Consider the following 20347-nt stretch of genomic DNA (forward strand, 5'->3'; position numbering starts at 1 on the left):
TGTCGGCGATGCTCCGCCGAATCGGCCAGGTGACCCACTAGGCTGGGTCCTGTTCGAGGTCGAGACGAGAGATGGGAGCGGCGGACACGTGAGCACCCCGGGGGCCCCGCGGTCCGCTGCCGAAGACCAGTACCGGATCTCTGTCGCGCCGTCGCACGACGCCGACGAGGAGACCGAGCACGAAACCGAGATAGGTCCGACCGGCAGGCCCTATCGCGACATCCCCGAACCGGTCCCGCTGGACCGGCACGGCCCGGCCACCGTGGTGGCCGTGTGCAACCAGAAGGGTGGCGTGGGCAAGACCACGTCGACGATCAACCTCGGTGCGGCGCTGGCCGAATACGGCAGGCGAGTGCTGCTCGTGGATCTGGATCCACAGGGTGCGTTGTCGGCGGGTCTGGGCGTTCCACATCACGATCTCGACCAGACCGTCTACAACCTGCTGGTGCCGCCGCAGGCAGCCACCGACGACGTGTTGATGCGCACCAGGGTCGACGGCCTCGATCTGCTACCCAGCAACATCGACCTGTCGGCCGCCGAGATCCAGCTGGTCACCGAGGTCGGCCGCGAGCAATCGCTGGCCCGCGCGCTCCACCCGGTGCTCGATCGCTACGACTTCGTGTTGATCGACTGCCAGCCGTCACTGGGTTTGCTCACCGTGAACGCGCTCGCCTGCTCGGACACCGTCGTCATCCCGATGGAATGCGAATACTTCAGTCTGCGCGGGCTGGCTCTGCTCACAGACACCATCGACAAGGTCCGTGACCGTCTCAACCCGCGTCTGAATCTGGGCGGGATCCTGGTCACCATGTTCGACGCACGCACATTGCATTCGCGGGAGGTCATGTCCCGCGTGGTCGAGGTGTTCGGCGACGCCGTCTACGACACCGTGATCAGCCGGACGGTGCGCTTCCCCGAGACGAGTGTCGCGGGCGAACCGATCACGTCGTGGGCACCGAAGTCGGCGGGGGCCAAGGCCTACCGGGCTCTGGCGCGCGAGGTGATCGCGCGCGACTCCCGTCAAGCATGACCGACGGCGACCCGGTGTCCGACAACGCATTGGCCGACAACGCACTGGCCGACAGGGCACTGGGAGCCAGGTCACTGGCAGACAGCGGACTGGCCCAGTCGGTGGTCGCCGGTGGTGACACGGCCCAATCGGTGCCGGACACGCCGGCGGCGACCGACGAGAAGCCGACGGGTTTCCAGGTCCGGCTGCGGAACTTCGAGGGTCCGTTCGACCTGCTACTGAACCTCATCAGCCAGCATCGCCTCGATGTGACCGAGGTCGCGCTGCACGAGGTGACCGATGACTTCATCGCGTACACACGTGACCTCGGGCCCGAGATGGGCCTGGAGCAGACCACCGAATTCCTCGTCGTCGCGGCGACGCTGCTCGACCTGAAGGCCGCGCGGCTGCTGCCGTCGGGGGACGTCGACGACCCCGAGGATCTGGCGCTGCTCGAGGCGAGGGACCTGTTGTTCGCGCGGCTGCTCCAGTACCGAGCCTACAAACAGGTGGCCGCGTTGTTCGGGGAGTTGGAAGCGGCTGCACTGCAGCGCTATCCGCGAGCTGTCTCGCTGGAACAGCAATTCGAGGATCTTCTGCCCGAGGTGACCCTCGGAGTCGATGCCCGAGGATTCGCCCAGGTTGCAGCGACGGCGATGACTCCGCGCCCGACACCGACCGTCGGCCTGGACCACCTGCATGCTTCGGAGGTCTCGGTCCCCGAGCAGGCCCGTCGCCTCGCCGCGATGCTTGCCATGCGACCCGGTGACTGGCTGAGCTTCGGTGAACTCGTCGCCGAATGTGAGACCGGCCTCGAGGTCATCGGCCGGTTCCTCGGACTGCTGGAGCTCTTCCGCGAGCAGGCCGTCACCTTCGAACAGCCCGAGGCATTGGGGGAGTTGCGGGTGAACTGGACGGGAGACCGAGACGTGGACGATGTCAACATCGACAGGGCGGAGGACTACGGATGACCGACGAGCCGGATCTCGCGGCAGAACCCACGGGACTCCCAGGGCCGACGGCTGGGCCGACGACTCTCGACGCCGAGCAGACCGCCCTCGAGGTGGAGGAGGAGATCGTCCTCGACGACGGCCGGTTGCGGTCGGCGCTCGAGGCGGTCCTGCTGGTGGTCGACACGCCGGCGACCACGGACGAACTGGCCACCGCGGTCGATCAGGATCGGCTGCGGGTGCGCACGATGCTGACGCGGATGGCGGCGGAACTCACCGAGTCCGGCAGCGGTATCGACCTTCGGTACGCCGGCGACGGCTGGCGGTTCTACACGCGGGCGGAGTTCGCCCCCTACGTCGAGCGCCTGTTGCTCGACGGTGCCCGGTCGAAGCTGACCCGGGCGGCGCTGGAGACGCTGGCGGTGATCGCCTACCGTCAACCGGTCACCCGTGCACGCGTCAGTGCCATCCGCGGCGTCAACGTCGACGGCGTGATCCGCACCCTGGTGGCCCGCGGCCTGATCAACGAGGTCGGCACCGAGCCCCAGACCTCGGCCATCACCTACGCCACCACGGAGATGTTCCTCGAGCGCCTCGGCCTCGCATCCCTGACCGAATTGCCCGATCTGGCGCCGTTGTTGCCCGACGTCGACGTGATCGACGACCTCGACGAGGAGATCTCGGCAGACCCGCGATTCGCCAAACTCGGTGGTCACCGGTCAGACTCGACAGAGAACGATTCACCCGGAACGGACGCACAGGACTCATCGACGTCCGTCCCGGAACCCGACGACCAGGACTGATGACATGGCATCCGCTAGCCGAGACGGCACACCGGGCCCGCGCAAGAAGACGTCGCGCGCCCAGAAGACAGGCAAGAACACACCCAAGACGGGCAACAAAGGTCACGGTGGCGCAAGTGCCGTGAGCGATGGCCGGTCGTCCAAGAAGACTCATCGCAAAGGCTCATCGAAGCCGAACGTGACGTCGGGCAAGGTGCGTCTGAACAACGCGAAACCGGCTCGTCACCAGACCCCGGCCCAGGGTCCGGGTGCAACCGGCGCCACCTACGTCGAGGACGGCGTGCGGTTGCAGAAGGTGCTCGCCTCGGCCGGTGTGGCATCGCGTCGTGGTGCCGAGGAGCTCATCGCCGCCGGTCGCGTCGACGTCGACGGGCAGATCGTCACCGAGCAGGGCATGCGCATCAACCCCGACACCGCGGTGATCCGAGTAGACGGTGCGCGGGTCGTCATCGACGAGACCCGGCAGTATCTCGCCCTCAACAAACCCAAGGGCTGGCAGTCCACGATGGCCGATGACCAGGGCCGGCCGTGCATCGGCGACATCGTCGCCGAGCGTGTGATGGCCGGGCAGCGACTCTTCCACGTGGGCAGGCTCGACGCCGACACCGAGGGATTGCTGCTGCTGACCAACGACGGTGAGCTCGCCCACCGGCTGATGCATCCCTCGTTCGAGGTGCCGAAGACCTACATGGCCGAACTCCGCGGTGAGGTGCCGCGCTCGGTCGGTCGCACCCTCAAGGACGGGATCGAACTCGAGGACGGGCCGGTGGCCGTCGACGGGTTCACCGTGGTCGGGGTTCACGAGGGCCAGTCGCTGGTGCGCATCACGTTGCACGAAGGCCGCAACCGGATCGTCCGGCGCATGATGGAAGAGGTCGGCTTCCCGGTGACCAGCCTGGTGCGCACCAACATCGGCGCGGTCTCCCTCGGTGAGCAGCGTCCCGGAAGCCTGCGCGTACTGGGTAACAACGAGATCGGCGCGTTGTACAAGGCGGTGGGGCTGTGAGCCACGACGATGCCGTCGGCACGCATGTCATCGCCATCGACGGTCCCGCCGGCACCGGAAAGTCGACGGTGTCGCGGATTCTCGCCGACCGCGTCGGGGCCCGCTTCCTGGACACCGGAGCCATGTACCGGGCGGCGACCCTCGCCGTGCTGAACGCCGGTGTCGCGCTCGACGACACAGACGCGATCGGCGCAGTGGTGACCAAGGCCGACATCGGTCTGGACGTGCTCGCGGGCGGCTCGACGACCCGCCTCGACGGCGTCGACGTCTCCGCCGAGATCCGGACCGATGCGGTGACCGATGCGGTCTCGGCGGTCTCGGCGGTGCCGTCGGTGCGCACCAAACTCGTTGCGGTCCAGCGTCGTGCGGCGCAGGGCTCGTTTGTCGTGGTGGAGGGTCGCGATATCGGGACCGTGGTGTTCCCGGACGCCGACCTCAAGGTGTTCCTCACCGCGACACCCGAGGCGCGGGCGGCGCGTCGGCATCAGCAGAACGTCGCGGCGGGGCGCCCGAGCGGCCTCGGCGACGTGCTGGCCGGCGTCAATCGACGTGACCATCTCGACTCGACGCGGGCGGTGTCGCCACTGCGACCCGCCCACGACGCGGTGATCGTCGACACCAGTGACCTGACCCGCGACCAGGTCGTCGAGACCCTCGGCGCCCTGGTCCGCGACCGGATCGGAGTGCAGTCGTGAGCGAGCAGAACATCACCGGCGGGGACGAACTCGCCCTGCCGGGTGACGGTACGTGGTCGGACGAAGCCGATTGGCAGTTGGCCGATTTCGACGTCGATGGAGAGCCCATCGACGGCACCCCGATGCCGGTGCTCGCCATCGTGGGCCGGCCGAACGTCGGGAAGTCGACGCTCGTCAACCGAATTCTCGGGCGCCGCGAAGCCGTGGTCGAGGACATCCCCGGCGTCACCCGCGACCGTGTCTCGTACTCTGCGAGCTGGTCTGGTCGCCGGTTCAGCGTCGTCGACACCGGCGGATGGGAACCGGACGCGAAGGGCTTGCAGCAGGCCGTGGCCGCGCAGGCCGAACAAGCCATGCGCACTGCCGACGCCATCGTCCTGGTGGTCGATGCGACAGTCGGGTCCACCACCACCGACGAGGCCGTCGCCCGGGTGCTGCGTCGCTCCAAGACGCCGGTCATCCTGGCCGCCAACAAGGTCGACAGTGAGCGTGCGGAGGCCGAGACGGCCACCCTGTGGTCGCTGGGACTCGGTGAGCCGTATCCGGTCTCGGCCGCGCATGGCCGCGGTGCCGGCGACCTGCTCGACGTGATTCTCGACGTGCTCCCGGAGACGCCTCGTGAGGCGCCGTCACTCGGCGGCCCGCGTCGCGTCGCGCTGGTGGGCAAACCCAACGTCGGGAAGAGCTCCCTGCTGAACAAGCTGGCCGGTACGCATCGGTCGGTGGTCGACAATGTTGCCGGTACCACCGTGGACCCGGTCGACGAGCTCATCGAGATCGATGGCACCACATGGCAGTTCGTCGACACGGCCGGTCTGCGCCGCAAGGTGCGGACGGCGAGCGGGCACGAGTATTACGCGTCGCTGCGTACGCGCGCCGCGCTCGATGCCGCCGAGGTCGCGATCCTGCTCATCGACTCGTCCGAGCCGGTCACCGAACAGGATCTCCGCGTGTTGTCCATGATCATCGAGAGCGGCCGCGCACTGGTGATCGCCTTCAACAAGTGGGACCTGGTCGACGAGGATCGTCGTTATCAGCTCGACAAGGAGATCGACCGTGATCTCGCGCGGGTGCCCTGGGCGCGTCGGGTCAACATCTCGGCGAGTACCGGTCGGTCGGTGCAGAAGCTGGTGCCCGCAATCGAGGGTGCGCTGGAGTCGTGGGACAAACGCGTCGGCACCGGCCGTCTCAACAACTGGCTCAAAGAGGTCATTGCCGCCACGCCGCCACCGCTGCGTGGTGGTCGCCAGCCGCGCGTCATGTTCGCCACGCAGGCCGCCACCAGACCGCCGACGTTCGTCCTGTTCACGACGGGCTTCCTGGAGGCCGGATACCGCCGATTCATCGAACGCCGGCTGCGTGAGGAGTTCAACTTCGACGGGTCGCCGGTGCGAGTGAATGTGCGCGTCCGCGACAAGCGGGAGCAGCGCCGCAAGCGCTGACGTCGATCGCAGCGAATCCGGGACGCGCGGGCGACCGTGTGTCCGTCCCCTGAGATCGGTCGTGCGATACTTCCACTCGTGCTCATCTTGGGAATCATCGTGTTCGGAATGGTCATCGGCGCTCTTGCACAGCTGATCATCGGCGGCAAGAACATGTGGAGTATCGACTGGGGTCTGGCGATCGTCGCCGGCCTTGTCGGCTCCTTCGTCGGTGGGCTGTTGATCAGCCTGCTCTCGGGTGACGGGATCAATTTCCGCGCCAGCGGCATCATCGGGTCCATCGTCGGTGCGCTCCTCGTGACCGGCGGTTGGATCTGGTACAAGAAGCGTTCGCCTGCGAACTGAGCACTCGGCCGCCGGGCCCGGTGCCTGACCAGGCGATTGGATCGAACCGAGGCTCGTCGGCTACGCTCATCAACGCCCCGCTTGCGGGGCAACGGGCTGTGGCGCAGTTTGGTAGCGCACTTGACTGGGGGTCAAGTGGTCGCAGGTTCAAATCCTGTCAGCCCGACCGAATGGTCCCGGGAACCCAATGGGTTTTCGGGACTTTTTCGTTGCCAGAGGCAGTGCGTCGTCGCCGGCCGGGAGTCGGGTCGGAGTGCTCAGTCGCTCGAGTGACGGAGATAGCCATACAGGGCAGCGCGGTAGCCGCGGGTGTAGCTCGGTTCCTCGTCCTCGGGTTCCGGGGGAGTCGCCATCGTCGAGTCCGCGAGATGTCGTGCCCACGCCCGCGGGAAGGCGCAGAGTCGGGCGTTGGCGTCGTCGAATCCTTGCTGAAACAGGTCCGGGTCGAGGTGGCCGTCGAGTTCGGGGTCGACGATCGGGAACGACGTGGGCAGCCGGGTGACGACGCCACCGGGCGTCACGATGTCCAGCCCATGTGGTCCTGGCGTGGTGGTTGTCAACGGACCGAGCGCCTTTCGGCTAGCGAGCGGTAAAGTGTCGCGCGGCTGACTCCCAGGGCGGAGGCGATTGTCGGCACGCGCTGGCCATCGGCGCGCATCTGTTGGGCGACGGCGACCTGATCGTCGTCGAGTGCCCGCGGCCGGCCGACGGACGACACGCTGTTCGGCCCGCTCCCGGCGGTCGCCTTTCGCCGTGCCTGTCCGAGTTCTTCCTCGAGTTCGGCCAGGGAAGCGAGAACCCCGACGATCATTGCACCGGTGGGGTCGTCGGAGTCGATGCCCTCGCGTAGTGACCGCAGTCCGATCTGCCGAGTGGCGAGGTCGCGAGCGGTCGCCAGGACCTCCGGGGTGGTGCGGCCGAGTCGATCGAGTCCGACGACTACGGCGGTGTCGCCGGGACGTGCGTAATCCAGCAGGGCAGTCAATCCGGGGCGTGGTTGCGTGGAGACCGAGACGAACCCGTCGCTGTAGATCCGGCCGGGTTCGATCCCGTCGGCGGTCAGGGCGTCGATCTGGTCTTCGAGCGTCTGGCTTCCGGCGCCCGCGCGGGCGTAGCCGAGAGTCATGCCCACGTATCTGCTCGCGGTGGACGGCTGCATGGCGAATACCGTATCTCATAATGTCGCAAAACGGCGTTGCGCCACGACGTGATTGTGAGAGTTCTGTGTTCGACCACCATGACCAGTGCAGGATAAGTGAAATATATGTGTTTCGAGTTATGCGACGACGGTGATTTGAGACATGGGTGATATGAGATTTCGGTGCGGTGAGTCCAGCGCGCGGTAGGGTCGGAGGCGCGTCGAACGGTGAGCGCGTGATTCGGACGGAGGTGCGTCCATGAGCGAGGAGCAGGCGACCGAGGGGCATGCGGCGAGCGATCCGTTGTCGGATTTCGTCGATGAGATCTTGCGACGACACTTCGGCCCGGAGTACAAGTCTGCCGCGAGCATGGATCATCAGGACGTCGAGCGGTTGCTGACCGACGACACCCGGCGACGAGTGGAGGAGGCCCGCAACGCCGCGATGGAGTGGGGGCGGACCGAGATCGTCGGCGAGGTCGCGATCGCGTCGGATCGCCTCGTGATCACCTCACACGGACTGGTGTACGCCGCGGGCATGAGCGCTCCGGGGGTGCAGACGCACCGGTACTACCTCGCCACGCCGATCGAGCTCTTCGAGTCCATCGTCGGGCGCGTCGATGCGGCGTCGCTGGAGCAGAGGTCGGTGGCGGCGGTCGACGACCGGTTCGGTCACGAACTCACCTATCCCTGGCCGCTGGACACCGGGCTGCGGCACCTACTCGATGCGCATCAGGCGCTGCACCTGGATCTGTCCCACCTGACCGCCCGTCGATGGCGAGAAGGGTAGCCGGGTCCCCGGTGACCGACGCGACCTCACGACGCCGTTGGTCGCGATGCCGGCGACGGTGGTTGCCGCGGCCGGCATGGTCGCCGGCAAGGTCGACGGAGTGGGACCGGAGGGCGCGAAGGTCGACAGCATCACCCGGATCGTGACGCCGGGCGGGCTGATGATCGAAGCCGAGTTGTCTGACACGCGTTCGACATTCGTTCGGCCGATCGACGGGAGTCCCGCATCGAGCCCGGTATCCGTCGGCTACCACGACCGCGCCGTTCGCATTCGAGCACTGGTCCCGCGGTCAGTCGCGGTGGGCGACCAGCCCCCTGTCCGGAACCTCTCCGTGCAGTCGGCGGGCGATCTCGTCGAGCATCTGATCGACGTCGGCGTCATTGCTGCCCGGATAGTCGGCGACGAATGTCCTCAGCTGCTCGCGCTGTGCTTCGAGTAGTCGATCGGCCTCGGCGGAGCCTTCCGGGGTGATGCTGACCAGATCGTGGTCGATGGTGACCATGCCACGGCGTGCCAGTGAGCGAGCCGTCTCCTCGACGCTCGAGAACGGTGTCTCCGACACCGAGGCCATCGCGTACATGTCGCGGGACGTCTCCTCGGCGACCCGACTTACCATCCAGGCCTCGCCGCGGGACAGCGAACTGTCGGCGGTTTCCACCACGAGTTCCCAGATGTGCAGGCGATCCTCGCGGGCGAGGGTGCGCCAGACCTGCAATCGCAGTTCTTCCAGCGATGTCCGTTCGGTGGGTATCCCGAACGACTCGCCGGGATCGGGCGTGCGGGTGACCTTGCGCAACTCGACTTCGGGGAGCAGCCATGCCAGTGCGAAGGCGATGATGCCGACCGGGATCGCGACCAGGAACACGACCTGGAACGCATCGGTGAATCCGCCGAGGAACCAGGACTGGACGTCCGGCGGGCACGACGGCAGGCTCAGCGACGACGCCTCGAGGACCTCGGCCGAACAGGGGCCTCTCGCGCCCGGCGGTGGGCCACTGGTCAGGTGCGAGTCCAATTGACTGTTGAAGACGGCGCCGAAGACCGCCACACCGACCGACGCGCCGATGGTGCGGAAGAAGGTGGCGCCGCTGGTACCGGTCCCCAGATCCCGGTATTCCACCGCGTTCTGCACCGCGAGTACCAGAACCTGCATGACCAGACCGAGACCGACACCAAGGACGAACAGATAGACGCTGGTCATCACGTCCGAGGTGGACTCGTCCATCGTCGACAGCAGATACAGCCCGACGGTGAAGACGGCGGTGCCGATGATCGGATAGATCTTGTATCTGCCGTTGCGGCTGATGAGTTGACCGCTGGCGATCGAGGTCAGCAAGAGACCGATCATCATCGGGACCATCCGAAGGCCGGACGAGGTGGCCGACGCGCCCTGCACCGTCTGCAGGAACAGCGGGAGGAAGGTGATCGCACCGAACATGGCGAACCCGACGACGAAGCCGATCGAGGACGCGATGGCGAAGACACGGTTCGTGAGCAGCCGAACGGGCAGAACAGGTTCGGGCGCGCGCTTCTCGACGACGACGAAGGCGATGATCGCGAGGATCGCGAGGATGACCAGACCGATGATCTTGGGGGATCCCCAGCCCCACAGTGAACCGAAGCTCGTGGCGAGCACGATGCACGTCGCGATCAGCGCCAGCAGGAAGATCCCGAGGTAGTCGATCTTGGGTTTGGCGTTGGCCACCGTGGACGGCAGTACCAAGATCACCGCGATCAAGGCGACGATGCCGATGGGCAGGTTGATGTAGAACACCCAGCGCCAGCTGAGGTTGTCGACGAAGAAGCCGCCGAGCAGTGGTCCGGCGACGCTGGCGACGCCGAAGACCGCGCCGAAGAAACCCTGATAACGGCCGCGTTCACGCGGTGGGACGACGTCGCCGATGATCGCCTGCGCCAACACCATCAGGCCGCCGGCCCCGACACCCTGGAGTGCTCGGTAACCGATCAGTTCGCCCATCGACATCGCGGTGCCACAGAGCGCCGAGCCGACGAGGAAGATCACCACGCAGCCGATGAAAAGATACTTGCGGCCGTAGAGGTCGCCGAGCTTTCCCCAGAGCGGCGTGGTGGCCGTGGTCGCCAACATGTATGCGGTGACGACCCAGGTCAGATGTTCGGCGCCACCGAGATCGTTGACGATCGTCGGGAGCGCTGTCGCCACGATCGTCTGATCGAGTGCTGCCAACAACATCGCCAGCATCAGTCCGCCGAAGATCGACCAGATCTTGCGTTGATCGAGCTCGCCGGCAGGAGCCTCGCCGGGCCCGGTGGTCGCCGCAGGTCCATTCGTCATCGGCAGTCCTCGCGTCGTCGGCAGGTTGACCGTCCCAGTGTCGCAAGAACACACGGTGGATGTGGGATTTCTGGCCGTCGCCGAGCCTCGTGGTGAAGAGTGTCGGTCGGGGACCGTCGACTCGGAGCAGGTTTGCGATCGGATCGGGAGCCGGGTTCACTGCAGGGGTGATCATGACCCGACTTCGGGGAGTCGTGGCCGCGAGCGTGCTCGCCGCCCTGCTCGGCTCCGCTTTCGCCCCCGCCTCCGCCGCCCCCGCCTCCGCCGCTCCATCGAATCCATTGACACCCAACCGGACCGCACCGGACGGGCGATGTGTCGTCGAGAAAGACGATCCCCAGGCAACAGTCGATGCACTGCAACATCGGTGCACGAGTCGGCAGATCCTCGATCTGTTCGCCTCGGCGAAGGTCGGCGATGTGCCGACCGGGCGGAAGGCGATCGCGCTCCTGCCCGCTTTCCAGGCCGGCGGACGGCTCCTGCCGTATGGCGTCGCCCGCACCATGACCACTGCGCAGAGCACGCTCGGTGACTCCCTGACCTTCACGACCGGACCCGGTGGCAAGCCGTGGGTGTACAAGAACTACATCTGGGGACGCGACGCCGGCGGCCCGCTCACCTCGGGTCTTTCACGGCTGGACCGCAAACCGGTCTGGACCGCGGACTTCTCCCGGGATTTCGCGGGTGTCCCGATCAGCATCCACGAGTACCGACAGCTCACCCCGGGCGTGTGGATCGGGCGTGACATCGGCGGAGGTTCGTCGACGTCGTCTCGGCCGACCGGCGGGGCCATCGCCGTCAGCTGACCCGACGGTCGATCAGCCGAACGTGCGACCGAGGTGTTTGGTCATCGACGTACAGTCACTCACCGGACCGCGATAGCCGAGGTATCCGTCGGGGCGGACGATGAACACGGTGTCGCCGTCGGGCCGGTAGGCCGCGGCGAACCGCCCGTCGACGTCCCGGATGAGAGGCAGTTCCGTACTGGCCACCTGGGCCTCGGGGGAAGCCACCAGGTACACATCGAGGTGCCCGCGGGTCGCGCCGGTGGCGTCGGCGGCCAATGTCTCGAACACCGCTACGTCGGCGGGACCGGCGGTGTCTCCCGCGTAGAGGATCGCGGTGTGGTCCAGTCGGCCGAGGAGCGAGTAGAGGCGGATCGGGAAGTTGACCACCTCGCGCGCGAGCCCGGCCGCATCCGGCGCGCGTTCGCCGGGTTGCGGCCCGGTGGCATCGGCCACCGCGACCGCGACGATCGGGCTGTCCGCATAGCTCAGGAGCAACTGCGCCTCACGACGCATGACGTAGCCGGGATCCGAAGAATCGGTGCCGATGCCATCACGCGCGCTGCGGACCGTCCGGCCCACCACTTCCTCGCCGATCGGCCGGCGTTCTGCGTCATAGCTGTCCAGGAGCCCGTCGGCCGCGACACCATCGATCGCCAGTGCGAGCTTCCAGGCGAGGTTGTGGGCGTCCTGGATTCCGGTGTTCATCCCCTGGGCACCGGTGGGCGGGTGGATGTGCGCGGCATCGCCGGCGACGAACGCCCTTCCCCGGGAGTAGGCATCGACGATCCGGTGGCTGATCCGGAAGACCGAGGACCATCGGAGGTCGGATACCGTCGCCGGTTCGGGCGAGAGGCGGTCGACGACGGCCTGGATGTGCGACAACTCCGGTGTACGAGTGCCCTCGAACCCGTGCGCCACACCGTCTGCCGACGACGAGGGGCCGGTCGACAATTCATCGGGGACCAGCATCGACAGGCGATACCGTCCGCGGCCCGGGAGGGGGATACAGACGAGCAGATCGTCGGTGACGCCATCGGTCTGGTGCATGGACCGGACGCTGTACCCGCGCGGCTGCGACCAGTCCACCACCACGTCTCCCAGCATGTACTGCTCGTCGAACGCCGCCCCATCGAAGGTGAGACCGAGGGTCTTGCGCACGATGCTGTGCGCCCCGTCGGCTCCGATGAGGTAGGAGGCCCGCGTGGTCTCGTCGCCGCCGGGCCCGGTCAGCGTCGCCGTGACCCCGTCGGGGTCCTGCTCGAAGCCGGTGAGGCGGAGCCCGCGTTCGATCCGCGTGTCGAGTGCGGTCAGCCGCGCTCGGAGGACTCGCTCGGTCTCGTACTGCGGGATCGAGTGGAACCGGAACGGCACGTCGGCAGGCAGCGTGAGGTCGACCCGCATCACCTCGGTGCCGTTGACGAAGACGATCTGTCCGCGCATCTCGACGCCGGCGTCGAGGATCTCCCGGAGAACGCCCATGCCCTCGAACACCTCGAGCGTGCGGGCCTGCACCCCCACGGCCTTCGCGTACTGCGGTGGTTCCAGCAGTGGGTCGACGATGCGAACCCGTACCCCACGTCTGCGCAACTCGATCGCGGCCGTCAGGCCGATCGGTCCCGCGCCTGCGATGAGAACGTCGGCGTCGTCCATCTGTCCTGACCTCCGGGGATCGAAGCGGCAGACCGATTATCGCCCCGCGGCACCTGTCCGCGGGCGGTTTGTCCCATCTGGGGTCGACTCGGCTCACACCCCGTGGAGCCTGCGGATTGTTGTCCGAAGACTTCGGTAGGGTCCTGCGAGTGAATTCGAGCTCAGCTGTGAAGTCCGTGAACACACGCCTCGCCGAGGAATTGTCGGTCGGGGAGGGGCAGGTCGCCGCCGCGGTGCGGCTGCTCGACGACGGCTCGACCGTCCCGTTCATCGCCCGCTATCGCAAGGAGGTCACCGGGAGTCTCGACGACGCCCAGCTGCGGACGCTCGACGAGCGCCTGCGGTACCTGCGCGAACTCGACGAGCGACGCGACGCCGTTCTCGCGTCCATCGACGAGCAGGGCAAGCTCACCGACGAACTCCGATCCGCGCTGTTGGCCGCCGAGACCAAGGCTCGGGTTGAGGACATCTACCTCCCGTACAAGCCGAAACGACGGACAAAAGCACAGATCGCGCGCGAAGCGGGCCTCGAGCCCCTCGCCGATCGGCTGCTGGCGGATCCGTCCAACGTCCCCGACGAGGCGGCGGCGGAGTTCGTGGGCGAGGGGGTCGCCGACGCGACCGCTGCGCTCGACGGCGCCCGACAGATCCTGGTCGAGCGCGCATCCGAAGACGCCGAGCTGGTGGGTGCGATCCGTGAGCGGTTCTGGGCCGACGGCTCCATGCGCACCGCCGCGCGGTCCGAGGCCGCCTCGACCTCGCCCGCGGCCCAGAAGTTCCGGGACTACTTCGATTTCGCCGAGCCGCTGGAGTCGATGCCGTCGCACCGGGTGCTCGCGGTACTCCGTGGCGAGAAGGAGGATGCGCTGACGCTGACCCTCGACGGCGGTGAGGACGACGGCTACCAGGCTATGGTCGCGGCGACCCTGGGTATCGACGGGTCGAATCCGGGACCGGCGACGCCGTGGCTGGTGGGTACCGCGCGGTGGGCGTGGCGCACCAAGCTGATGGTGTCCGCGTCCATCGAGGCGAGGGTCCGGCTGCGCCAGCGTGCCGAGGCCGACGCCGTGACGGTGTTCGCCACCAATCTGAAGGATCTTCTGCTGGCCGCGCCCGCGGGTACCCGGCCGACGCTCGGCTTGGATCCGGGCTTCCGTACCGGGGTCAAGGTGGCGGTGGTCGACGGTACCGGGAAGGTTCTCGACACCTGTGCCATCTATCCCCATCAGCCGCAGAAGCAGTGGGATCAGTCCAAGGCCACCCTCGCCGCACTCGTCGCGCGGCACGGGGTGGAGCTGGTGGCGATCGGCAACGGCACGGCCTCGCGTGAAACCGATGCGCTGGCAACCGAACTGATAGACGACATCCGGAAGGCGGGCGCGCAGGCGCCGGCCAAGGCGATCGTCAGCGAGGCCGGTGCGTCGGTGTACTCCGCGTCGGAGTACGCGTCGCACGAGCTGCCTCAGCTCGACGTGTCGCTGCGCGGCGCGGTGTCCATCGCGCGTCGCCTGCAGGACCCGCTCGCGGAGTTGGTGAAGATCGACCCCAAGTCGATCGGTGTCGGTCAGTATCAGCACGACGTCACCCCGGGCACCCTTGCCCGCAGTCTCGACGCCGTCGTGGAAGACGCCGTGAACGCCGTGGGTGTCGACCTGAACACGGCCTCGGTGCCCCTGCTGTCCCGCGTGTCGGGTGTCACCCCGACACTGGCCACGGCGATCGTCGCCCACCGCGACAGCATCGGGCCGTTCCGCAGCCGAGCCGGATTGCTCGACGTATCGCGCTTGGGCCCGAAGGCATTCGAACAATGTGCGGGCTTCCTACGGATCCGGGGCGGCGACGATCCGCTGGACTCGTCGGGGGTGCACCCCGAGTCGTACCCGGTGGTCCGGCGCATCCTGGATCGGTCCGGCCTGGCGATTGCCGAACTCATCGGTGACGAACGCGCACTACGCGGTCTACGGCCGGCCGATTTCGCCGACGAGCGCTTCGGTCTCCCGACCGTGACGGACATCCTCGCCGAACTCGAGAAGCCGGGGCGTGATCCGCGTCCCGCGTTTGCCACCGCGACGTTCGCCGCGGGCGTGGAGAAGGTCGCACACCTCGAACCGGGGATGGTGCTGGAAGGTGTGGTCACCAACGTCGCGGCGTTCGGCGCCTTTGTCGACGTCGGTGTCCATCAGGATGGTCTGGTTCATGTCTCCGCGATGTCGGATCGGTTCGTGTCGGATCCGCACGAGGTGGTCCGCTCCGGACAGGTGGTGCGGGTCAAGGTCATCGAGGTCGACGTGGATCGCCAACGTATCGGTCTGAGTCTGCGGCTCGACGACGAGGCCCGCGGGAGCGGACGTGCTCAGCAGGCAAAGTCGGGCGGAGGTGATCGGAAGCCCGACCGCGCAGGACAGCCCGGCGGTCCGCGCGGGAACCGGGCACAGAAGAACGGCCGTCGCGACAACTCCGGTCGAGGACAGCGTGAGCGGCCGAGCGGGTCGATGGCCCAGGCGCTGCGCGAAGCCGGATTCGGTCGCTAGCCGAACACCTGCTTCAGGGACGCACGCCGGGCACTCGACTGAGGTTTGTCTTCAGGAGCATCACGTTGTAGTCGCTCCAGCGCGATGCGTTGAAGTACAGGTCTGGGGAATTACCCTGTAGCGCAGGGGAGTCGGGCAGCATCATCGGGCCGTACAGCACCACGGCGCCCGTGGGGACGAGAGTGCGCGGTGCGCTCCACGGGCCCTCGGGATGGTCGGCGGTACGGAGCCGGATGTCGTTCTGGCCGTCGAGCATCACGTACTTCTTCAGGTACGGGCTCCAGGCCACCGACAATTCCGTCACGGGGGCGGGTACGACGATCGCCGATCCGTCGTCGGGGATCTGGGCGATGTCGTCGACCCACTTGCGGGTCGCGCCGGCCCAGTACTGGTATCGATCGACGGCGAGGATGTCCTCGGGTTTGAACCTGGCGAGGAAGGCGGCGCCGAATCTGCCGTTGGGCGTGCCGAACTGGTAGACGTACCCGTTCTCGTCGACCGAATCCGGCCGGCCGCGGACGTACGCGCCCTGCTGGAACTTGCCGTTGTTGTACTCGACCGGGGCGAGATTTCCGGGCAGCGCGAGCGAGACCGGCGCATTGACCAGGATCGTGCTCTGATCGGTCGTCCAGGTCTGTCCGTTGTCATCCGAGTAGGCGACCGCGGAGAAGTTGGTGACCCAGTTTCCGGCGGTTCCCCAGGAGCGGACCGACATGTAGTTGATGTACTGGCGGAACCCACCGGCATGCGGCAGTGCGATCGCGGCGGTCGGGATGGTGGTCACCTCGACATTGCTGATCCCGAGCGCCGGGATGAGCTGCTGCGCGAAGTTCGGCTGCCCGGGCGCGATGACCGACCCCGAGGACGCATCCCCGGCCACCCCGTTCGGGACGCGGATCCCGTCGGTGAGCTGATTGTCGTCGGTGCGAAGGAGCACGTTGTGGCGCCACTGCTGACCGGAGACATTGCAGTTCCCGAACGTGTCGCCGAACGCCATCAGTGTCTGTCCACGTCCGTTGTCCCAGCTGATACCGAGGTCGGTGCCGCTGATCCCGAAACGACTGAACGTGCGGTTACTGCTGAGCGGTCCGGTCACCCAGCCGATCGTGCGGCTGCTGGATCCGATGAACGGGATCAGGGGGCCTTGTGGGCCGATGTTCGGAATATTCGAACTGCCCGACGACCCGCTCGACCCGAGGGAACCGCTGGACCCGAGGGAACCACTCGAGCCCAGCGAACCGTTGCCGAGAAGACTCGACCCGAACCCACCGTTGCCGCAAGGAGCCGCGTCGGCGGCGCCGGCGCCATGGGTCATCGCCAGTATCGATGCCGAGGCGGCCAGGGCACCGACGAGCACAATCCGAACACTCTGCGTGAGGCGTCGCCGCACGTCTACCTCCAGGAGCGATGGATGTCACCAATGTGACTGATGAGGTAATTGTGACGCATGTGACTCAGGATCACGCCACGAGCCGGTCACGATCGGATATCGCCTCGCAGCGGCGGTCGGGATCAGACGAGACCGGTCACGGCTGCGCGGAGGGCGACGAGATCTCGCTCGACGGCCATGCAGTCGGCCGTGAACTCGTCCTCGGTCAGGTCGCGCTGCCGGACGGTGAAGACCACCTCGGAGCCGTCCGGATGACCGGTGACCCGCAACGGGTTGGCGACCACCGTGCCATCGGGGAGGGTCACGTCGTGATCGAGGATCCCGTACTGATTCGGCGGGGCGAACCGCACAATGACCTCGCCCATCGGCGATGCGGCGACCAGCGCATCGCCCTCGCGACGGACGCCTGCGGCCAGGCCCGCCGCCCACGTGGGGAGATTCGCCGGATCGGCCGCGAACGCGTAGACCTCCGCTGCCGGCGCCGGTATGACGACGGACATGTGCCGGCTCTGCATCTCGCTCATGGGCGAGAGCGTAACGCCGGATTAGTGTGTGATTCATGCCCATCCTGAACAAGGACATGACGGTGTGCATCTCACTCGCCGGCCGCCCGTCGAACATTGGCACGCGATTTCACAACCACCTCTACGACGAACTCGGGCTCAACTACATCTACAAGGCGTTCACCACGGACGACATCGAGGGGGCCTTGCGGGGTGTCCGTGCTCTCGGCATTCGCGGCTGCTCGGTGTCGATGCCCTTCAAGGAGGCCGTCATCCCGCTGGTCGATGTGCTGGAGGAATCCGCGTCGGCGATCGAATCGGTCAACACCATCGTCAACGACGACGGCACGCTCACCGCCTCGAACACCGACTACGAAGCGGTCGCGACGCTCATCGCCGAACACGGCCTCGACCCGGGCGCGACGGTGGCCGTCCGCGGGTCCGGTGGCATGGCCAAGGCCGTGGTGGCGGCGTTTCGAGGAGCCGGATTCGACGATGTCACGGTGATCGCTCGCAATGGGCGCGCCGGCGCGGCGCTGGCCGAGAAGTACGGCTATGTCCACACGGCGGACGAACCCTCGTCGGGAACCACTGTGCTGGTGAATGTGACACCGCTGGGAATGCACGGAGCGGACGGGGAAGCCCTGTCGTTCGGCCGCGAGCAGATCGCGGCCGCCGACGTGGTGTTCGACGTCGTCGCCTTCCCGGCAGACACCCCTCTGATCCGCACGGCCCGCGGAGAGGGCAAGCGAGTCATCACTGGAGCGGAGGTGATCGCTCTCCAGGCCGCGCGACAGTTCGAGCGCTACACGGGGGTCACGATCACCCGGGAACAGGTCGTGCGAGCGTCGGAGTTCTCCCGGGCAGAGTGAGGCGGGATGATGCTCGTCACGTGTCGAGTACCGCTGCGACGCGGGCCTCGAGGCCCGCGATCCCGGTGATATCGATGCCAAAGGTGTCGACTAGCAGGTCGAGCACGTCGTGGGTGGTCGCGAGCGCGCGCTTCTCACCCGAGCCGTCGGGACGGTGGATCGCGAGGTTGCGACCGCGAAGATTCCATCGCGCGTCGTCGACGATCATGCACGCGGTCAACCCGGTGCGGAAGTGCGAGCCCGGGTGGGTGGACGCGAACCAGCTGCCGACCACGCTGTCGATCTCGGGCCGTGGGCGCGGATCGAACAAGTACAGCGGCCGCCAGTGGCCGCCGACCATCGATTCCATCGTGCGGAACCGGTCGTCGGGTCCGGCGCTGATCCGGAACGGCTCGAGATCGGTGTCCTGACGTTCATCCAACGTGAACCGCAAAGGAGCGGTGGGTGTCTGGCCCCCGAAGCCGACGTCCACGAGGTACCGCTGCGGGTCGTCGGGGGTCTCGACGACGAGGAGTTGATGCGTCTCGGCGGGCAGCGGACCCGGCTCCTTTATCCATACGACACGCCCCGCCAGCGGATCGACCCGATAGCCGAGTGCGTCGAGAACGTGCCGGAGCAGGCCGTTGTGCTCATGACAGAACCCGCCTCGGCGCCGGCGGACGAGCTTGTCCTGAAGGCTCTCGGCGTCGAGCCGATCGACTGCGGTCCCGGTCAGCGGATCGAGGTTCTCGAACGGGATTCGACGAATGTGTGCTGCCACCAGACCCGACAACGTCGGAAGTGAGGCAGTCCGGTCACCGGAATACCCGATGCGCCGAAGATAGGCATCGACATCGACCGCGACGGAAATGCTCATGGCGCCATCGTCGCATCACGCGCTCGTGACGAGTTGCCGACATCGCCGGGCGACGTGGGGTCTGGTCGTCTGGCACACTTGTGAGTGCCGACGTGATGCATTGCTTTTAGCTGGTCGTGACTCTCGTAGCGCGCCCCTTCACGGACCGACCCTCCGTGGCGCCAAGGCTCCGAGCAGAAAGCAACGAGGCGCATCGTGTCGGACTCGAACGGTTCCACCCTTGCCCGCAACCGGTTTGTCAGTTCGTACTCGGACCTGGTGGCCGAGGTTCGTGACACCGGACTCCTCGAACGTCGGCGCACCTATTACGTGATCCGGATCGCCGCCACGATCGCCGCATTCGTCGCGGTCTGGGCGGGCGTTGTCATGATCGGGGATTCGTGGTGGCAGCTCGCGCTCGCAGCGGCGCTGGCCGTGATCAGCACGCAGTTCGGCTTCCTCGGTCACGACGGAGCGCATCGCCAGATGTTCGCATCGGCGGCGGCCAACGAGTGGACCGCCCGGATCGTCGCAGGTGCGTTCGCCGGGTTGTCGCTGCACTGGTGGCGGGGCAAGCACAATCGACATCACAAGGCGCCCAATCAGATCGGCGTCGATCCCGACATCGCATCCGGGGCGATCGCGTTCGTGCCGGCGGACGCGGAGAACCGCACCGGCATCTCCGGCTGGTTTACCCGGCACCAGGGATGGCTCTTCTTCCCGCTGGTGACACTGGAGGGTGTCGCGCTGCACATCTCCAGTATTCAAGGGCTGATCGGCCGGGCGCCCGTGGCACATCGCGCGCTGGAACTCGCCTTGATCGTGGGCCGGCTGTTGTTCGGGATGGTCTTGCCGCTGGTGCTGATGCCGTTGCCGATCGCCGCCGCGTTCATCGTCGTCCATCTGGCCCTGTTCGGCCTGCTGCTCGGCGGCTCCTTCGCACCCAACCACAAGGGGATGCCGTTGGTGCCCAAGGATATGCGGGTGGATTTCCTGCGCCGCCAGGTCCTGATGTCGCGCAACATCCGGGGTGGCCGATTCACCGATTTCATGATGGGCGGACTCAACTACCAGATCGAGCACCATCTGTTCCCGAGTATGCCGCGGCCGAATCTGGCCAAGGTGCAGCCGCTGGTCCGCGCCCACTGCGCGCGCCACGGGGTGACCTACACGGAGACGTCACTCGTGGGTTCCTACGCGATCGTGATCCGCTATCTGAACCAGGCCGGTCTCGGTGAGCGTGACCCGTTCAAATGTCCGCTCGTCCAGACGTACCGCTGATCTCC

The 20347-nt window shown here is 67.0% G+C and carries 19 protein-coding genes and 1 tRNA gene; 13 read left to right on the plus strand and 7 right to left on the minus strand.

Annotated features, from left to right (window positions below):
* The first annotated feature begins 88 nt into the window (after positions 1–88).
* From ACLQ3I_RS17620 to ACLQ3I_RS17655, 8 genes are all read left to right on the plus strand, one after another.
* The gene (locus ACLQ3I_RS17620) at positions 89–1030 is read left to right on the plus strand and encodes a ParA family protein (protein WP_425794043.1); all 942 of its coding nucleotides are present in this window, start codon (positions 89–91) and stop codon (positions 1028–1030) included.
* Positions 1027–1980, plus strand: a complete 954-nt coding sequence (locus ACLQ3I_RS17625) for a segregation and condensation protein A (protein WP_425803604.1) — start codon at positions 1027–1029, stop codon at positions 1978–1980. Before ACLQ3I_RS17620 ends, ACLQ3I_RS17625 begins: the two co-directional genes overlap by 4 nt.
* On the plus strand, positions 1977–2762 hold the full coding sequence (gene scpB / locus ACLQ3I_RS17630; RefSeq protein ID WP_425803606.1) for an SMC-Scp complex subunit ScpB: 786 nt from the start codon (positions 1977–1979) through the stop codon (positions 2760–2762). Before ACLQ3I_RS17625 ends, scpB begins: the two co-directional genes overlap by 4 nt.
* 4 nt (positions 2763–2766) lie before the next feature.
* Positions 2767–3768 carry a pseudouridine synthase gene (locus ACLQ3I_RS17635; RefSeq protein ID WP_425794045.1) on the plus strand — a complete coding sequence of 334 codons (1002 nt, stop codon included), beginning with the start codon at positions 2767–2769 and terminating at the stop codon, positions 3766–3768.
* On the plus strand, positions 3765–4463 hold the full coding sequence (gene cmk, locus ACLQ3I_RS17640; RefSeq protein ID WP_425803608.1) for a (d)CMP kinase: 699 nt from the start codon (positions 3765–3767) through the stop codon (positions 4461–4463). Before ACLQ3I_RS17635 ends, cmk begins: the two co-directional genes overlap by 4 nt.
* Positions 4460–5905 carry a ribosome biogenesis GTPase Der gene (gene der / locus ACLQ3I_RS17645; RefSeq protein WP_425794047.1) on the plus strand — a complete coding sequence of 482 codons (1446 nt, stop codon included), beginning with the start codon at positions 4460–4462 and terminating at the stop codon, positions 5903–5905. The genes cmk and der overlap by 4 nt, the downstream gene beginning before the upstream one ends.
* A gap of 78 nt (positions 5906–5983) precedes the next feature.
* Positions 5984–6250, plus strand: a complete 267-nt coding sequence (locus tag ACLQ3I_RS17650) for a GlsB/YeaQ/YmgE family stress response membrane protein (protein WP_425794049.1) — start codon at positions 5984–5986, stop codon at positions 6248–6250.
* 92 nt (positions 6251–6342) lie between these two features.
* Positions 6343–6416 (plus strand) — tRNA-Pro (locus ACLQ3I_RS17655).
* A gap of 91 nt (positions 6417–6507) precedes the next feature.
* On the opposite strand, the gene ACLQ3I_RS17660 is transcribed toward ACLQ3I_RS17655, so the two are convergent.
* Together ACLQ3I_RS17660 and ACLQ3I_RS17665 are read right to left on the minus strand one after the other, a co-directional pair.
* On the minus strand, positions 6508–6810 hold the full coding sequence (locus tag ACLQ3I_RS17660; RefSeq protein WP_425794050.1) for a hypothetical protein: 303 nt from the start codon (positions 6808–6810) through the stop codon (positions 6508–6510).
* Entirely contained in the window at positions 6807–7376 is a 570-nt protein-coding gene (locus ACLQ3I_RS17665) for a recombinase family protein (RefSeq protein WP_425794265.1), read from the minus strand. Before ACLQ3I_RS17665 ends, ACLQ3I_RS17660 begins: the two co-directional genes overlap by 4 nt.
* A gap of 271 nt (positions 7377–7647) precedes the next feature.
* Between ACLQ3I_RS17665 and ACLQ3I_RS17670 the strand changes: the two genes are divergently transcribed.
* Positions 7648–8178, plus strand: coding sequence for a glucose-6-phosphate dehydrogenase (locus ACLQ3I_RS17670; protein WP_425803610.1), 531 nt, complete (start codon positions 7648–7650; stop codon positions 8176–8178).
* 289 nt (positions 8179–8467) lie between these two features.
* Here the strand turns inward: ACLQ3I_RS17670 and ACLQ3I_RS17675 are convergent, their stop codons facing one another.
* Positions 8468–10492 carry a DHA2 family efflux MFS transporter permease subunit gene (locus ACLQ3I_RS17675; protein ID WP_425803612.1) on the minus strand — a complete coding sequence of 675 codons (2025 nt, stop codon included), beginning with the start codon at positions 10490–10492 and terminating at the stop codon, positions 8468–8470.
* Positions 10493–10665: 173 nt separating this feature from the next.
* Between ACLQ3I_RS17675 and ACLQ3I_RS17680 the strand changes: the two genes are divergently transcribed.
* Positions 10666–11298 carry a hypothetical protein gene (locus ACLQ3I_RS17680; RefSeq protein WP_425794054.1) on the plus strand — a complete coding sequence of 211 codons (633 nt, stop codon included), beginning with the start codon at positions 10666–10668 and terminating at the stop codon, positions 11296–11298.
* Positions 11299–11310: 12 nt separating this feature from the next.
* Here ACLQ3I_RS17680 and ACLQ3I_RS17685 read toward each other — a convergent pair whose 3' ends face one another.
* Entirely contained in the window at positions 11311–12930 is a 1620-nt protein-coding gene (locus ACLQ3I_RS17685) for an FAD-dependent monooxygenase (RefSeq protein ID WP_425803614.1), read from the minus strand.
* Between the two features lie 167 nt (positions 12931–13097).
* Here ACLQ3I_RS17685 and ACLQ3I_RS17690 point away from each other — a divergent pair, with 167 nt between their 5' ends.
* A complete protein-coding gene (locus tag ACLQ3I_RS17690) occupies positions 13098–15461 on the plus strand; it encodes a Tex family protein (protein ID WP_425804033.1) in 2364 nt (787 codons plus the stop codon).
* A 13-nt stretch (positions 15462–15474) separates the two neighbouring features.
* On the opposite strand, the gene ACLQ3I_RS17695 is transcribed toward ACLQ3I_RS17690, so the two are convergent.
* Positions 15475–16851, minus strand: a complete 1377-nt coding sequence (locus ACLQ3I_RS17695; RefSeq protein ID WP_425803616.1) for a DUF4185 domain-containing protein — start codon at positions 16849–16851, stop codon at positions 15475–15477.
* 122 nt (positions 16852–16973) lie between these two features.
* Complete coding sequence (locus tag ACLQ3I_RS17700) at positions 16974–17375, minus strand: SRPBCC family protein (RefSeq protein ID WP_425794057.1); 402 nt, start codon at positions 17373–17375, stop codon at positions 16974–16976.
* 35 nt (positions 17376–17410) lie between these two features.
* Between ACLQ3I_RS17700 and ACLQ3I_RS17705 the strand changes: the two genes are divergently transcribed.
* The gene (locus tag ACLQ3I_RS17705) at positions 17411–18226 is read left to right on the plus strand and encodes a shikimate 5-dehydrogenase (RefSeq protein WP_425794059.1); all 816 of its coding nucleotides are present in this window, start codon (positions 17411–17413) and stop codon (positions 18224–18226) included.
* A 16-nt stretch (positions 18227–18242) separates the two neighbouring features.
* Here the strand turns inward: ACLQ3I_RS17705 and ACLQ3I_RS17710 are convergent, their stop codons facing one another.
* Positions 18243–19082, minus strand: a complete 840-nt coding sequence (locus ACLQ3I_RS17710) for an arylamine N-acetyltransferase family protein (RefSeq protein WP_425803619.1) — start codon at positions 19080–19082, stop codon at positions 18243–18245.
* A 195-nt stretch (positions 19083–19277) separates the two neighbouring features.
* Between ACLQ3I_RS17710 and ACLQ3I_RS17715 the strand changes: the two genes are divergently transcribed.
* Complete coding sequence (locus ACLQ3I_RS17715) at positions 19278–20342, plus strand: fatty acid desaturase family protein (protein ID WP_425794061.1); 1065 nt, start codon at positions 19278–19280, stop codon at positions 20340–20342.
* Positions 20343–20347 lie beyond the last annotated feature (5 nt).

Source organism: Gordonia sp. DT101, assembly GCF_049844895.1.
Lineage (GTDB): Bacteria > Actinomycetota > Actinomycetes > Mycobacteriales > Mycobacteriaceae > Gordonia.

Excerpts from the sequence above, each read along its gene's own strand:
- ACLQ3I_RS17670 (WP_425803610.1), top strand. The coding sequence starts at position 7,648 with ATGAGCGAGGAGCAGGCGACCGAGGGGCATGCGGCGAGCGATCCGTTG.
- scpB (WP_425803606.1), top strand. The coding sequence starts at position 1,977 with ATGACCGACGAGCCGGATCTCGCGGCAGAACCCACGGGACTCCCAGGG.
- ACLQ3I_RS17675 (WP_425803612.1), bottom strand. The coding sequence starts at position 10,492 with ATGACGAATGGACCTGCGGCGACCACCGGGCCCGGCGAGGCTCCTGCC.
- ACLQ3I_RS17665 (WP_425794265.1), bottom strand. The coding sequence starts at position 7,376 with ATGACTCTCGGCTACGCCCGCGCGGGCGCCGGAAGCCAGACGCTCGAA.
- ACLQ3I_RS17685 (WP_425803614.1), bottom strand. The coding sequence starts at position 12,930 with ATGGACGACGCCGACGTTCTCATCGCAGGCGCGGGACCGATCGGCCTG.
- ACLQ3I_RS17710 (WP_425803619.1), bottom strand. The coding sequence starts at position 19,082 with ATGAGCATTTCCGTCGCGGTCGATGTCGATGCCTATCTTCGGCGCATC.
- ACLQ3I_RS17680 (WP_425794054.1), top strand. The coding sequence starts at position 10,666 with ATGACCCGACTTCGGGGAGTCGTGGCCGCGAGCGTGCTCGCCGCCCTG.
- ACLQ3I_RS17705 (WP_425794059.1), top strand. The coding sequence starts at position 17,411 with ATGCCCATCCTGAACAAGGACATGACGGTGTGCATCTCACTCGCCGGC.
- ACLQ3I_RS17700 (WP_425794057.1), bottom strand. The coding sequence starts at position 17,375 with ATGAGCGAGATGCAGAGCCGGCACATGTCCGTCGTCATACCGGCGCCG.
- ACLQ3I_RS17635 (WP_425794045.1), top strand. The coding sequence starts at position 2,767 with ATGGCATCCGCTAGCCGAGACGGCACACCGGGCCCGCGCAAGAAGACG.
- ACLQ3I_RS17625 (WP_425803604.1), top strand. The coding sequence starts at position 1,027 with ATGACCGACGGCGACCCGGTGTCCGACAACGCATTGGCCGACAACGCA.